Below are 14,636 nucleotides of genomic sequence, written 5' to 3' on the forward strand. Positions count from 1 at the left end.
GTCGTGCCCCAGCGATTCGAGCTCCTGATCCAGTGCCGGATCGGCACCAGGCAGGCGGTCGGGATAATAGTGATGCATTGGATCAAATTCCAGTCGCAGGTGACCGATGCAGCAAGCCGAAGAACAGCGCCGAGAGTAGCCGGGCCGACAGGATGGCGGCCTTGTGGTCAGTGCCGCGGCATCTGGTGAAGCGCGTCGGCAGAGTGAGGAAGGGTAGGATGGTGATGACCTCCGCCCCCAGGGGTGAGGGCCATCGGCCCTCATGAAACCTCGACCTCCGATCTGTTGTGCGGGTGCAGCACGATCCGCAGGGGACTGTAGGGGCGACTTCAGTCGCCCCTCCATGTCGGTAGATCATTTCCCGGAAATCACCAACTCGGCCAACAATCGGGAAGTAAGAGGCGGCACCTCGTGGACGGCGAGGAAGCCGTGCGGGTGCGATCGGAAGTGATGTGGTTTGATAGGGCCGGGCCCATCCTACGGGCTGAAAACGACCTGCGGCCTCTGGGCTGACCCGGTGGCCATGGGGCGCGGTCAGCCCGCCGTGGTCATCACGGTGGCGCGGTGGCGGCGAGGTGTTCCTGCAACAGGCGGTGGATGAAGACCCAGCCGCCGCCGACGCGCTGCAACAGGATCAGCCGCGCGCCGTGATCGAGAAAGGCCGCCCCAGTCCCCTTGCAGGGCCTCGATCTGGAACAGGGTGCGCCCGTGGTGCTGCATCCGCGCCGCAAGCCAGGCGAGGGTGCGGCGGGTATCGGCGGGCGACCAAGGGCCGGGCTGATCCGGCTTGCGGCCGAATACCCGCGCCAGGTAGGCCGCGAACAGCGCGTCGCGGGCCTCGTCGGCGGGGGCGGGCGACGCGCCCGTCTGGGTCCCGGCCGGCGCGCCGAGCGACGGGCCGAGGCCGGCTAGGATCGCCGCGGCGGGGCGTTCCTGCCAAGTCAAGCTCATCACGTTCAACATCAGCGGCGTGGCGGCAAGCTTCGCCAGCAACGGGGCCGCGGCCATGGCCTGACGCAACCCCGCCAGCGCCGGGCCGGCGCCGCGCAGATACCGTTCGAGCTGGCCCCGGTCGAGCGGCAGCAGGTGGATTGCGGTGTTCAGCGCCAGCGGCGGCAAGGCGCGGTATTCCGCGACGCGACAGCAGACCACGAGCGGGGTCAGGCCGTCGGCGCGATGGAAGGCGTCGATGGCGGCGGCGCAGTCCGCCCGGTGCGGTTCGGCGACCTCGTCCAGGCCGTCGAGCAGCGGCAGCAGGCGCCCGCGGGCCAGCCAGTCGGCGCCGATGGCGCGCGGGATCTGGTGGCGCCGGAACAGTTCGTCGGCGATCCAGTCGGCCACCGGCAGGCGCCGGCTGGCCCAGGTGGACAGGTTCAGCGGCACCGGGACCGGCGGCGGGTCGGACGGGTCGGCGGCGGGCGGCGGTCGGGTCAGCAGGCCCTGAGCCAGGGTCAGCAACTCTACGGTCTTGCCGGCGCCGGGCTCGCCGAGGATCAACAGCGCGCCGCCGCCCTGCTCGAACAGCGCAAGCGTCGTGGTGTCCGTCGGCACCGGGCGGGCCGGCAGACCGGGGCGTTCCAGCTCCCGCGCCCACGGCAGGGCCAGGGCGTCCGGGGTCTCCTCGCGTCCCAGCGCGATCAGCATCTGTCGGTACAGCGAGGCGCCCAACCGCTCCGTGACCTCCCGCGTGACCTTGGCGCGCAGGATCGCGAGCCCCCGGCGCTCCTCCGCCTGCGCCGCGGCGGTGGCGGCCGCCGCGTCCGGCGGGCGGGCGATCAGCAACACCAACGTCATGCCGGACAGCAGCAGTTGGATCAACGCCTGCATGCCCTGCACGTCATCGCTGTAATCGTGGACCCAGGCGAGCAGGGGCGGCAGCCACAGAAGGAGGTCGCCGTCGCGCCGAGCAGCAAAGGCGATGACCGAACGTCTGGACAGCAGCTACGGGATGCCCGTACAATCGTCCCCATGCGCACCGTGATCGAAACGCCGACCTTCCAGAAGCAGGCCGAAAAGGTCTGGACGGAGGCGCAGCGGCTTGAATTCATCGGCGACATTGAACGAGAGGTCTAACATGGACATCGAGGCGATTGCCAAGGCCATTGAGGCGGACGCGGGCGAGGCCCTGCCGGACCTGCGCCAGGCGCTCGAGGAGGCTCAGGCGGGTATGGGCCGGGTCACGACGGCCGAGCAGATCCTAGTGCGTTCCGCCCGAGCGCAGTCAGGATTGTCGCAACAGGCATTTGCCGAGCGCATCGCCACACCGGTAGCGACCCTGCGGGATTGGGAGCAAGGCCGATTCGCGCCGCCGGGTGGGGTGCTATGTCTGTTGCGGCTCATCGTGCGCCATCCCGAATTGATGGATGAGATGTCCGCGGCCTAGCAGCTTGTCGGACTTGATGAGGTAACCGATTGAAGCTAAAGAGTGTCAACTTCGTCGACCCGATCCTCGGGATGGGCTAAGCCCGCACCGCCACGATGAGCAGGATGACCACCAGCACCACCCCGCCCAAGGGCAGCAGGGCGGCCAGCCAGTCGCCTTGCTCGGCCTTACGGCCGCTCGCTTGCCATTGTTTATAGGCCGGCCACAGTCGGAACAGCAACAGCACCAGCACCGCCGCCATCGCGATCTTCAGAAACAGCTCCATCGCCGTACCCCCGTGAGTGTCGCAAACAACAAAAACCCCGACACCGGGCCGGGGTTGCAACGCGGTCAACCTCGATCACGGGCCGCCGCGGTCAGGCGGCCCGCGTCAGGTCAGTCGTCGCCCATGATCCCCAGAATCTGCAACAGGCTGATGAAGATGTTGAAGATGCTGAGATAAATGCTGTAGGTCGCCATGATGTAGTTGTCTTCTTCACCGCGGGCGATCCGGCTGGTGTCGTAGAGGATCATGCCGCTCATCAGCAGGATGATGGCCGAGGAGATGGCGAGCGACAGCGCGGGCATGGCCAGGAAGAGATTGGCGATGATCGCGAGCATGACCACCATCATGCCGGCGAACATGAAGCCGCCCATGAAGCTGAAGTCACGCTTGGCGGTCAGGGCATAGCCGGAGAGCCCCAGAAAGATCAGCGCCGTACCGCCGAAAGCGAGGGCGACGGTCTCGGGACCATTGGGCAGTGCCATGTAGACATTGAGGATGGCGCCCAACCCGAAGCCCAGCAGGCCGGTGATGCCGAAGATGACGCCGATGCCGGACGCGGAGTTGGCGGTCTTGGGCAGCACGAAGATGCCGAGCAGCATGGAGACGATGACCGCGCCCATGTAGACCATGGGCGGCATCTGCAGGGCCATCGACAGCATCGCCGTCACGGCCGAAAAGGCCAGCGTCGCCGCCAGCAGCATGTAGGTGTTCTTGAGCACCTTGTTGGCGCTGATCGCCCCTTGGGCGCCACGCATCAGGGTGTAGTCGGTGTTGGCCATGGTGGTCATACTCCTCGTGAAGATTGCTTGACGTGAACAGCGTCGTGGAACTTGGCGTGTCGTGAGACCCGAGCGGAACGGCCGAGTTCCCCTAAGGATACCGAAGCGCGGCGAAACGGCAAGAATTTCGGTGCTTGGGTGCGCGAGCGGATTCGGTTATCCTGATAGGCTGAAGGTAGGGTCAACGGTCCTGGGTGCAAGGCCCGAGTCACGGTCCTGGCTTCTTTAGGAGAGGTGGCTGAGCGGCTGAAAGCGACGGTCTTGAAAACCGTTGAGGGTTTACCCCCTCCGTGGGTTCGAATCCCACCCTCTCCGCCAATTCAAATACTTAGCTCTCGTTTGACGCTTCCCCTCGCGCTTCCCTCCCTGGTTTGAGTCCAAATTGAGTCCACAACCCTGACGGGTTGCTCTACACTGGCGCCGTGTTGCGGGCTCTTGTGGCCCGTAAACAAGCGAGCCCCGAGGACGTGCGACCATCCCCGAGGCTCTGTCCACCTTCCAACCTGTAGCGAGGTTCGGCCGATGGCTACCCGTCATCCTACCCGGTCGGACTGCGGGAGTGCAGACCGTGGCGAGCATTACCAAGCTGGAGAACCGCAAGGCCAAGCCCTGGCAAGTGCGCATCCGCCGCAAGAACCAGACCTTCGTTGAGTACTTCCGCACCAAGCGCGAGGCCGCCGACTTCGCCGCCAAGGTCGAAGCCGACTTTGACCGTTGGGCCAAGCTGCTCGGGGGCGAGCTGCGCCGTCACACCCTGGCAGAACTGATCGACCGCTTCATGGCGCGGTACCACGGCAAAGACGTGAGCGTCACCGCCCGCGCGGGTTGGTGGCGTGACGAGTACGGCACCCGTCCCCTGTCCGAGTTCACGGGCGACACCGTGCGTGAGGGGCTTTCCAGGCTCGCTGAGTTGACCGCGCGTCAAGGTGGGCACCTGGTCACCGCGACCGACCGCGCGCTGTCACCGGCTACCCTGAACCGCTACCGGACCGCAATCAGCACGATCTACAAGGCCGCCATGGACGCGGGTTGGTTCGGGATCAAAGAGAACCCCGCGGCCGGTATCCGGCAACGTCGCGAGAACAACAACCGCTTCGGCCGCTGCCTGGAAGACGGGGAGCGCGCGCGCTTGCTCGAGGCCTGCGACCTGGCCAACTGGACCGGGCTCGGGGTCTTCGTCCGCCTGGCCCTGGCGACCGGCGCCCGCCGTGGCGAGTTGATGAAACTCACCTGGGCAGACGTGGATCTGAAAGCCGGAAGCATCCTGCTCCGCGAGACCAAGAACGGTGAAGATCGGCGGGTTCCGCTGATCGGCGAAGCCCGCGCCCGCCTGGCTGAATGGGCCAAGGTCCGGCGCCTGGACGATCCCCGCCTGTTCCCTGGGGCGACGCCCGATAAGAACCCGCCGCTCGATTGGGCATGGAACCAGGCCAAGGCCGCCGCGGGAGTCGAGAACCTGCGCATCCACGACCTACGGCACTCCTGCGGTTCCTACCTTGCCCGTGCTGGGGCTTCGGCCTTCCAGATCGCCGCGATCTTGGGGCACCGTTCCGGCCCTGGTCTGACCGCGCGCTATGTTCACCTGGTTGCAGAGGACTCGCGCGAGCTTCTTGAAGGTGCGTTAGGCGCCATGCTTGGCGGAAAGTGACGTGTCCTCGCCCGACGTTGTTCGCCCTCTCGATCACTGCCCCAAGAAGATCCTTGAGGCTTTCCATTCCGGCCGGGGATACCTGTCCCTATCGCCCGAATTCATTCGGGAGGTCGCTCAAGGGCGAGACTGGATAAGCCTTCAGCGAATACTGAGCGCACCTAGCATAGAGGCGATTATTGCGCACCTGTTGAGTGCGAAAACATGCTCCGGGATTGACAATAGATTTGCAACAGAGGCTCTGCTTCGCGTTGTTGCAATACCATCATCGCAATTTGAAGATAAGCACGATTGGCCTGTTCTGCAACGCGAGTTTAAAGGGGTTGCCAGTACCGCAAAGACTTTACGGGATAAGCTCGCCCATTTAGACCGGATGGCGCTTCAAACGAAGACCCTTCAAGAAACCGATTTTGCACGAACCGGCCGGTTCATTGATGCTGCCAAACTGTTGGGATCCCTTGACGCCATGCTTTGCGAGTTGATTCGGGAGTGCGAATTACCGCCGCCCGATCGCGGACTACTCCTGTCTCGCAAGGGGAAGGCCCGGCGCGCTTCCGCAACCCTCAAGGTCAGGGTGTTGAAGCGCGAGGCCGCGAAGCTTTACCGTTCGCCCATGTATCAGGTTATCGCCGATCTTGTTTCTGTCGCCGAAGACTTGCCCCCTGCCGACCTGCTTAACGCTGATGACGTGAGGAAAGCCTAACCGGAAGATTCCCAGAAAAAACTATCTGGAATCTTCCGCGCATTGCCGAAGCATCCAGATCACGCTATCTCGCACCATCATTCAGCGAGATACAGCACATGTTCGACCATCCCACCCCAGCGCCCGCGGCCGCCCCCCTGACCGCCGCCGCACACATCGTCTACTACGATCCCACCCACGCGCCCACGGCCGCCCCCGACCTGACCGACTTCCACACGTTCAAAGACTTCGCCCGCGACTTCGAGCGCCAGAAGCTGGGCACCGTGCAAAGCCTTCGCTGGCTCGCCCGCTTCCGTGAGAAGAACGGGCTCTTATCGTCTGGCGCCATGGTGGAGTTGAAAACCCCCGGTTCGAAGCGCCCCCGTCTCTTGGTGAATCGCCCGCGGTTCGCCCAATGGCTTGCGACCCAATCAACCGCCGTCGCGGCATAGGGTTCACCATGAACGATCATCACGCCACATATGCCGAATTATGGAACTTGGCTTACGCTATCCAAGCGTGCAGTTCGAGCCTACAGCCCTTGGTCGGGCTGGAGGATCGAGCGGCGAAAGACCAACTGTCAGGATTGAGCATGGCCGTCGAGTATCTCGCCAGCCGCGCGGCTGAGTTGGCGGGTACCGCCCGCGATGAGTGCCCTTGGACGCCCCCGGACCTGTCCGCCGCGACCAATGCGCCCGACGAATTGGAGCAGCCGCGATGAGCCGCCGCTCTGTAGACCGCCGCCGCGCGTGCCAGAACCGCCAGAAAAACCGTTGGGGCACCCCCAACAAGCAGACGCCCCGGACTGGGGGCAACCAGTGCGGGGCGTCTGGGACGCTTGCGGGACTGTCGCAAGCTGGTGTAGGGTGTTTCCGTCGCGATGGGCCTGCCTTGGCAGAAAGGCCCACCGCGTAAAGCCCGACCGCCGCAACGGTCCGACACCGGAGATGAGATTGTACCCCCTTGGGGTCAATCCGTCCCCCCTGCCTGTCTGTGCGCGGTCAATCCCACCCCCCCGGAGATTGACCACATGACTACCACCACGACCACAGCCCTTCCGTTCGCGGTCCGCAGCCGTCTCGACTTGGTTCGACAAGACTTGGCGCAAGCCCCCGGATCGGTGTCTTGCGTTCTAGATCTGGCGTACGAACTGCTTCATCAGAGTTCGATGTGCACGAGTGACCCCTCGCCACTCGCGACCCAACAGAACATCGCAGCCCTGATCGACTGCGCGCGGTTGGCGTCCGTCCGACTCGATCACAGCCTGGAAAGCCTGCTTGAGGTTCTGGACACCGCGGTTTCCCAGGAAACGGGATCATGAGCGCCCCAGACGCACCCGGGGCCCGCGCGCCCCTCCCCAAGCCCACCCCTGGTGTCCTCGTCCACCGGTTGACCCTGGACCTGTCAGCCGACGAATACGCTTGCCTATGCACCATTGCTGAGCGGCTGGGAGGTTCTCCAGAGATCACCGCGAATACGATCTTTTGCATGGACCTTTACCAACGTTGGTATGACGAGCGGGAAGACGCCCGGCGCGCGTCCGCCGTTTCTCGAGAAACGCCATCATGAGCGGTACCGACGGACAACCGTATCGCGCTCCAGACCCCGAGACGCTGCGCACAGAGATCCCTGCGGCGATGCAGTCTGCTCCGCGCTGGGTGGTCTGGCGCTATGGACCGCTCCGCAACGGCAAGCCGACCAAGCCCCCGTACTACTTGGACGGCACGCTGCGTAGCGGCACCCTGGACACGCCCGCGGACATAGCCAAACTGGGGACATTCGAGGATGCTTTGGCGGTCTTGCAGTCGCGTCGCTGGGCTGGCGTTGGCTTCGTCTTGGGCGCCGATGACACCGGTTCGAGTTGGCAGGGGATCGACCTGGATCACACCGATACCCGTCCCGAGCTCGCCGCCTTGGTCGACTTGCTACCCGGCTACGTCGAGCGGTCCCCTTCGGGTACGGGCGTCCATGCGATCGGCTACGGCCGGCCCTTCAAGACCCTAGGGCCGAACCGGTCAGGTATCGAGGCGTATAGCGCCGCTCGGTACTTCACGGTCACCGGCGATGCGATCCAAGGGGACATCGCCGACGTGTCGGGGTTCGTGGTTGAGACCTTGGCCCCCCTGCATGGGGGAGGAACGACACATACCGACGCCACGGGGGGCACGCCAACACTCCTTGTTCCTTCCGACACCCAGAAAGACCTTCGATCCGCGCTCGCGTCGCTGCGCTCGGATGATCGGGACCGCTGGATCAAGATAGGGCACGCCCTGAAAGCGCTGGGCGATGTTGGCCGCGGGTTGTGGTTTGAGTGGTCGCAGACTAGCGAGAAGTACAACGCCGAAGATGCGGCGCGTGTCTGGGAGTCTTTTAAGCCGTCGAGCATCGACTATCGCACCGTCTTCGCCGAGGCCCAACGCGCGGGATGGGTGAACCCAAAACAAGCTGTTTCTCAAGAGAGGACCGCCCCCCCTGCCGCTGGGGTCGGCGTGGCTCCGGTCGCGGATATGGCTAAGGCACGCGCGGCGAAAGCAAAGGCCAAGCCGAAGCCCGCTCCGGTCGAGGTCGAGCAAGACCCCCTTCCGTTTGTACGCAATAGCCGAAACCGCGTGCTGCGTACCATCGAAAATACGCGCGTGTTGCTCGATCATTACCAGGTCCGCGTTTCGTTCGATATCGTCCAGAAGGATATGCGGATCGAGATCCCAGGTCTTCGCTGCACCAAAGAGAACGAAGGCGAAGCCACCATTGCGCACGTCGAAAGCCTGTGTGGGCGGCACGGCGTGCCGTCTGGCGCATTGCCTCAGTTCCTGTTGGCCATTGCGGATCAGAATGCAATCAATCCGCCTTTGGATTGGATTCGTTCACGCGCCTGGGATCAACAAGACCGCTTTCCCGCGCTCTGCGGAACGCTTGATACCGACCGTCCAGAGCTCCGCGATAAGCTCTTGCCTCGCTGGCTAGTTGCCGCCGCGGGGTGCGTGGTTGAACCTGATGGGTTTGTACCGCACGGCGTGTTGGTTCTGCAAGGGGCGCAAGGCAAGGGCAAGACATCATGGTTCCGCCGTTTGGCGCCCATAGCGGATTGGATCATGACCGAAGCGCTACTGGACCTAAAAGACAAGGACAAAGTAAAAGATGTGGTGTCGCATTGGATTACCGAGCTTGCGGAGTTAGACGTTACCTTTCGGCATAGTGATGTTATTGCTTTGAAAGCATTTCTAACCAACACCAAAGACGTTATCCGCTTGCCCTATGCACGGTCACCATCCAATTTTCCGCGTCGCACCGCTTTCTGTGGATCGGTCAACGACGTTGGCTTTCTTCGTGATCGCACCGGAAACCGCCGCTTCTGGACCGTGCCAGTACGCCACATCGACTACCAGCATACGGTTGACATGCAACAGGTTTGGGCACAGGCCGTTGCCATGTATGAGGCGGGATCGCCTACCTACCTGTCCCCTGACGAGATGGCATGGCTTGAAGAACAGAACGCAGCATTCACACAGGCCGATCCCATCATGGAGCGTCTAGCCGAGGCGTTGGACTGGGAAGCGTCCCCGACACTGTGGACTCCGCGTACTGCTTCGGGCATGTGCGACCTTCTTGGATTCAAGACGGATCAAGGAATGGCTACCAAGATGGGTACGACATTAAGCCGCTATCAGCACGGGGGGGCGGCGCTGACCAAGACAACCCGCGGGGGGGTGTCGCGTTACCTGACTCCGCCCCGACGCCTTCCGTTACCCGACCCGCCGTGTTTCGGTGATGAGCGGTTTTGATGACTCACCCTTTGACCCTTCCGTCTCACGCAGGGGGGCGCCTAGGTCCACCCAGGTCCACCTAAGGTCCACCCTGACAGCCGTCTTTTTATGTCTTACAGAACAACGCTGTACATCGGTAGGTGGGGGACGGTGGACCTTATTACTATAAATCAGGAATGTATAAAGAAATGGGGGGGAGCCCGACCCGCGTAAGCGCGGCGCGTCACGCGTAACATTTTCTCTATATAGGAAACAGGCCCCCCCCTGGTCCCCTGGTCCACCTGCGCAAGAGTAAGGAATTGATATTGTTTGTTTTTGCTGTCTGTCAAGGTCCACCTTTGGGAGGTGGACCAGGTGGACCTTGGATGAAATCCGCCGCCCTGGACATCGAATCGGAGACCGCACCATGAAGACACGCACCGCCCGCAAGCGCCAACGCCGAGAGGTCACAGTCACCCCTGGCCCCGAGGTTGTGTCGTTTCGCTTCGGTTACACATCCCTGCCGCCCCCAACGCCCGCCGACCTGGAGGCGGATCAGGCCGCGGTAGCCGCCGACCGTGCGTGGTTCGAGCGGAACCGCTCCGCGCTGTCGTTCCGACGGGCGCCGCTCGGGAGTGAGTTCCGCTACGCCATTCCGGCCGGGTGCGTCCTAGAGGCCGTGGAGGTCTTCCAGGTTGAACCAGGCATGAGGGGCCGTGTCCCGATCTTCCGGCGCTTGCTCGCCGCTGAGATCAACTGACCACTGACCATCGCCGATCACACCGGAGACCGCGCCATGAAGACACGCACCGGCCGCAAGCGCCGAAGGCCGAAGGTCCGACCGATCGGCGGGGTATCCATCCTGTTCGGTGCTGAATCACGGGGGACCCTGGCCACCCCCAAACACCGAGCCCTACAGCGAGCGCGGGTTTTGAGCATATTTTCAGCCCTATAAGACTCGACAGTAGGCCGTTTCTATCATGAGAAGACAAACAATAGGCCGTTGCTATCATGAATAGCCGTTCTACCCCACCCATCGAGACTGACGCGCGGATCACCGGCCGCCTGCGGGATCTGGCGCGGGTGTCGCGCGTGGTGAATGAACACCTTCCAGACTTGGCGCCCTGGTTCGGCGGTGCCGTTGACGATTTCATGACCGGGAAGGTCGCCGCCTTAGACTTGGCCCTGGGCGTGCGTGGGGAGGGGGTGCGGCTTCCGGCAACTCAGATTGCTTTGGCCGAACGTAACCATGCACTTGTCCGTGCCTGGTTGTTGTTTCCCGGGAAACCGAAAGAATCAACCACGCGGCGGGGTGAGCGGTTCATAAACTATCTGATCCACTTCGAGGGTTACATAATGCCCCTGCTGGCTTCCCGCGGCCCCCGTAACGCATTGGAAGCCGAGGCGCTGCAAGCCTGCCAGGCCGGCAAGATGCCCCATTCATGGCGCCGCTGCTATGACATCATCCGCGCGTCGGAAACCAACTAGCCCCTATTGACTTCCCGGACGATGCGGTACGGTATCCACTCATTCACCCGGATCGAGAACAACACAGTGAACAACCGCCCCCCGCGAGTACCACCGTCACCCCTTCGCCGTGGCCCGCCAGCGCGCCCCGCGGACTTAAGCACTGCGCAGTGCAAGGAGATCGTCGCCATGTGCGGGGCTTCACCGCTGAACCTACCGCCCGACGCTGCCGGCTACCTGATCGGCCACAATATCGCGCCCGCTGCCGTCAAATCCCGGTTGGAGGAGTTGGCAACGGTACCCAACATAGCCGCCTGCCACGACTTCACCGCCCGTCTGCCGGAACTCATGGATATCGCTTTGCGGTTCGACGAAAACCGACCCCAAGGGATTGCGGCGTTGCTCTGTATGGTTATGGAAGACTCTCAGCCGGTCATCTACACCAACCTCCCGACCGGGCCGGCAGTCCGCCGCGGTCCCTCGCTGGTCAACACCAAGCGGAGTTTCCGCCCGTGATCGCACAACCTGTATGTTCTGACGATCCTTGCGCAGTTGAAGCCGATAAGCTTGCCCCCTGGCAAGCGCGATTGGAGGACTTGCGCACCTTCGCGGAGGAAGACCGCAGCGCTTCAAATGCTTTTGGCAACGCGCATATCGTCGTGCACCATGAATGCACCGAATTAGAAAACACAATCCGCAACAAATGGCCTAATCCTCAAAATATTGGTGAGGAAACGCCCCAATGGACGCTGTACCAGCGCAGCAAGTCACAGCTTGAGGGGTTGGCCCAGCGCCGCGCTATTGCGTATTCCCGTTATACGCGCAGTTCGGAACGCTCTCACGCATCGAGGCGGTTGGTTGCTGAGTGCGAGAGCTGGCTACAGTCACGCCATACTGAGATTCTCTGTGAGACGCTGGCCCTGCCGTCCGACCCTGAACCCTTGGCGGAATCGATCAACCCACGGGAAGCGCTTAACGCCGTGCGGGCCGAAATCGCGTTGATCCCTGGCAAGCTTTCTGAGCTGGCGAAGCGCCCGGCAACGGTTGACGAGTTGAAAAAGGCGATTTCACAGGAAGTGGACTTTAAAGGCGCGGTCTATGCGGAGAGTTGCGCGCGCTCCCTGGGATGTTCCAGGACCCGCGATGACGTAGACCTGGCCCTTGCGATTCCGGCTCATGGGGATTACGACCTACGCGGTATCTTGTGCTTTTTCATGCCCGAAGCGGTCAAGGAAAAGCTGTTATCCGCCGCCGTCGCCCACTGCGGTTCTGAGCGTAAGCCAATCTCGGCGGCCGGTTTTGCGGAGGCCCGCGAAAAGCTCTATGCGGATCTGTGGAGGTTGGAACGCTCCGAGGAATTGCTTATCCGCGTGGCCGCGATGGCTGGCGAAGACATCCCGCGCCGTGCGGATGCCGACCCGTCCGCCGTGCTGGCGCCCTGATCGCCCCGCCCCCTGGTGCAACTCGCCGTGGCGCTACCGACCGCTCCACGGCCGCGGTGTTGCGGAGCAGGGTGAACCCCCTGCCGGCGTTGCCCCCCTGGACCTGGCCACCGTCCCGGCCGAACCCGCGCGTTGGAAGTCTGCCTAATAAGGGCTTAACGTGAAGCCTAACGCGGCCCCGCCCAGCCGCGAGCTATCCAACCAATCAGAGCCCGCGGGCGGGGCTCGCAGTTTAAGCGAAGGTTAGGCATGACTACAAAGCTAGCGAAATTCAGCCGCAAGGACACCAAAGGAAAGATATATGTCGATTGCTCAGAATGCACCCGCGGCGGTAAAGGGAGTGATCCTGACAAGTGCGCATCGGGATGGCAGATCAAATCCGGCCGGAAGGGCGGATGCTATCTCGGCGTGCTGATCGAAGGTCTTTCCCTTGCCTAACATTTCTGTTAAGCCCTTGGCCGAACCCGCGCGTTGGATGTCTGCCCCTGGCCCCCTCCTGGGTCTGGCGCCGTGGCCCTGCCGATCAATCCACGGCCGCGGCGTTGCGGACCATGGTGAACCCCCTGCCGGCGTTGCTGCCCTCCGGGACCTGGCCGCCGTCCCGGCCGAACCGCGCGTTCGAGGTCTACCGCGGGGCCGCTCGGGTCTGGCATCACGGCCCTGCAGATCGATCCACGGCCGCGGCGTCGCGGAGCATCCCTGTTTCCTGAGAAACGAGCGACCGAAGCGGAGCATGGTGAAGATCCTTGCTGCCCTCCGGGAGCTGGCCGCCGTCCCGGCCGAACCAGCGCGTTCGAGGTCTGCTCCTGGCCCCTCCTGGGTCTGGCGCCGTGGCCCTGCCGACCGCTCCACGGCCGCGGCGTCGCGGAGCAGGGTGAACCCCCTGCCGGCGTTGCTGCGCTCCTGGACCTGGCCAGCGTCCCGGCCGAACCCGCGCGTTGGAGGTCTGCCGCTGGCCCCTCCTGGGTCTGGCGCCGTGGCCCTGCCGACCGCTCCACGGCCGCGGCGTCGCGGGGCAGGGTGAACCCCCTGCCGGCGTTGCTGCCCCCCTGGACCTGGCCGCCGGCACGGCCGAACCCGCGCGTTCGAGGTCTGCCCCTAGCCCCCTCCTGGGTCTGGCGTCATGGCTCTGCCCACCGCTCCACGGCCGCGGCGTCGCGGAGCAGGGTGAACCCTCTGCCGGCGTTGCCCCCCCTGGACCTGGCGTAACGTCATCCTCACGTCACGTGTTCGCGCCGTTCGATTGGCAAAGCCTATCGGGCGGTATTCTTGCTTATATCTAATAACATATTGTTTTTGTGAAAAAGCAAAAATCGTTCCCGATAGTCACAGCCGATTAAGCGATCGGGCGCCAGTCAAAGGGTCGGCTGGAAATCCGCCTGAAGACCGCCCGCATGGGTAGCAGCCGAGCGGGTGAACCGCTTAACCTGGCAACCAGGAACCCCCTTCAGCCTTCGGGGTTCCGCCTTCGCCCCCCGGAACTACCCCCCCTGCTTGATCCCCCGCCGGCGTTGCTGCCCTCCTGGACCTGGCCGCGATCATGGCCGAACCGCCGTGTTCGAGGTCTACCAGGGGCACGGCGAAGGCTCCCGAGTGCGTGCGGTTTGAGTCCAATTTGAGTCCACAACGCCAATCTGCCCCCCTCAACTGTTCACTATTCGCCACAACAGTGAACAGTTAACCCCTTGAGTTTTCTTGTGCCGATTGGTGGGTTGTTGTAAAAAGTCTTATAAAACAAGGACTTGAAAACCGTTGAGGGTTTACCCCCTCCGTGGGTTCGAATCCCACCCTCTCCGCCAAATTTTCTTGCGGTGAAGTTCTGAGGACAGACTCCGGCACCATGCCCGCCCGCACGAAACGCCGTCTCAGCCTCTACGAACAGCTCCAGTCCCTGCCCGAAGGGCTGACGGGTGAAATCCTCGACGGCCAGTATAGTGGACCCTGAAAACCGGACAGTAATTTAAGCTCGCGTCGAACCAAAAGGGGCATATCATAATGGGCGAAGCGAAGCGCAAGACGTACACGGCATCCTTCAAGGCCAAAGTCGGCCTGGAGGCGATCCGCGGGGTCAAAACGACGAACGAGATCGGACAGGAGCATGGAGTCCATCCGGTCCAGGTGGGGCAGTGGAAAAAGGAGATCCTGGAGCAGGCCGGGACGCTGTTTGAAACCAAGCGTGGACGTCAGAAAGTGGACGATCAGGCTGGGCCGGAACGTCTCTACAGCG

15 protein-coding genes and 1 tRNA gene are annotated in these 14,636 nt (G+C 63.1%); 13 read left to right on the plus strand and 3 right to left on the minus strand.

Features of this window, described 5'->3' with window-relative positions:
* Positions 1-534 precede the first annotated feature (534 nt).
* Positions 535-1,827, minus strand: a complete 1,293-nt coding sequence (locus A39O_RS0126085) for an NACHT domain-containing protein (RefSeq protein WP_020507606.1) — start codon at positions 1,825-1,827, stop codon at positions 535-537.
* Between A39O_RS0126085 and A39O_RS42365 the strand changes: the two genes are divergently transcribed.
* Both A39O_RS42365 and A39O_RS0126095 read left to right on the plus strand, forming a co-directional pair.
* Positions 1,810-2,073, plus strand: coding sequence for a hypothetical protein (locus A39O_RS42365; protein WP_211211736.1), 264 nt, complete (start codon positions 1,810-1,812; stop codon positions 2,071-2,073). The two genes, A39O_RS0126085 and A39O_RS42365, sit on opposite strands and share 18 nt — an antisense overlap.
* Position 2,074: 1 nt before the next feature.
* Positions 2,075-2,383: a helix-turn-helix domain-containing protein gene (locus A39O_RS0126095; protein WP_020507608.1), complete on the plus strand. Its 309-nt coding sequence runs from the start codon at positions 2,075-2,077 to the stop codon at positions 2,381-2,383.
* 76 nt (positions 2,384-2,459) lie between these two features.
* Here A39O_RS0126095 and A39O_RS0126100 read toward each other — a convergent pair whose 3' ends face one another.
* Positions 2,460-2,648, minus strand: a complete 189-nt coding sequence (locus A39O_RS0126100) for a hypothetical protein (RefSeq protein WP_020507609.1) — start codon at positions 2,646-2,648, stop codon at positions 2,460-2,462.
* Positions 2,649-2,758: 110 nt separating this feature from the next.
* Positions 2,759-3,427 (minus strand): Bax inhibitor-1/YccA family protein, encoded by a 669-nt coding sequence (locus tag A39O_RS0126105; RefSeq protein ID WP_026199749.1) that lies wholly within the window; start codon positions 3,425-3,427, stop codon positions 2,759-2,761.
* A 228-nt stretch (positions 3,428-3,655) separates the two neighbouring features.
* On the opposite strand from A39O_RS0126105, the gene A39O_RS0126110 reads away from it, so the two are divergent.
* The 11 genes from A39O_RS0126110 to A39O_RS0126170 form a co-directional block, all read left to right on the plus strand.
* Positions 3,656-3,745 (plus strand) — tRNA-Ser (locus A39O_RS0126110).
* Positions 3,746-3,995: 250 nt separating this feature from the next.
* Positions 3,996-5,075 (plus strand): tyrosine-type recombinase/integrase, encoded by a 1,080-nt coding sequence (locus A39O_RS0126115; protein ID WP_157640423.1) that lies wholly within the window; start codon positions 3,996-3,998, stop codon positions 5,073-5,075.
* 1 nt (position 5,076) lies between these two features.
* Positions 5,077-5,778, plus strand: a complete 702-nt coding sequence (locus A39O_RS41270; protein ID WP_157640424.1) for a hypothetical protein — start codon at positions 5,077-5,079, stop codon at positions 5,776-5,778.
* Positions 5,779-5,876: 98 nt separating this feature from the next.
* Positions 5,877-6,209 (plus strand): hypothetical protein, encoded by a 333-nt coding sequence (locus tag A39O_RS0126125; protein WP_020507613.1) that lies wholly within the window; start codon positions 5,877-5,879, stop codon positions 6,207-6,209.
* Positions 6,210-6,217: 8 nt separating this feature from the next.
* Positions 6,218-6,478 (plus strand): hypothetical protein, encoded by a 261-nt coding sequence (locus tag A39O_RS41900; protein WP_026199750.1) that lies wholly within the window; start codon positions 6,218-6,220, stop codon positions 6,476-6,478.
* 844 nt (positions 6,479-7,322) lie between these two features.
* Positions 7,323-9,539, plus strand: coding sequence for a VapE domain-containing protein (locus A39O_RS37160; RefSeq protein ID WP_020507616.1), 2,217 nt, complete (start codon positions 7,323-7,325; stop codon positions 9,537-9,539).
* 388 nt (positions 9,540-9,927) lie between these two features.
* A complete protein-coding gene (locus A39O_RS0126145; RefSeq protein ID WP_020507617.1) occupies positions 9,928-10,260 on the plus strand; it encodes a hypothetical protein in 333 nt (110 codons plus the stop codon).
* A gap of 251 nt (positions 10,261-10,511) precedes the next feature.
* A complete protein-coding gene (locus tag A39O_RS0126155; protein WP_020507618.1) occupies positions 10,512-10,988 on the plus strand; it encodes a hypothetical protein in 477 nt (158 codons plus the stop codon).
* Between the two features lie 168 nt (positions 10,989-11,156).
* Entirely contained in the window at positions 11,157-11,483 is a 327-nt protein-coding gene (locus A39O_RS0126160) for a hypothetical protein (protein ID WP_020507619.1), read from the plus strand.
* Entirely contained in the window at positions 11,480-12,409 is a 930-nt protein-coding gene (locus tag A39O_RS41275; protein ID WP_157640425.1) for a hypothetical protein, read from the plus strand. Before A39O_RS0126160 ends, A39O_RS41275 begins: the two co-directional genes overlap by 4 nt.
* 1,995 nt (positions 12,410-14,404) lie before the next feature.
* On the plus strand, positions 14,405-14,636 hold a 232-nt coding region (locus A39O_RS0126170; protein WP_020503644.1), incomplete at its 3' end, for an IS3 family transposase.

It is taken from the genome of Lamprocystis purpurea DSM 4197 (assembly GCF_000379525.1).
GTDB lineage: Bacteria > Pseudomonadota > Gammaproteobacteria > Chromatiales > Chromatiaceae > Thiodictyon > Thiodictyon purpureum.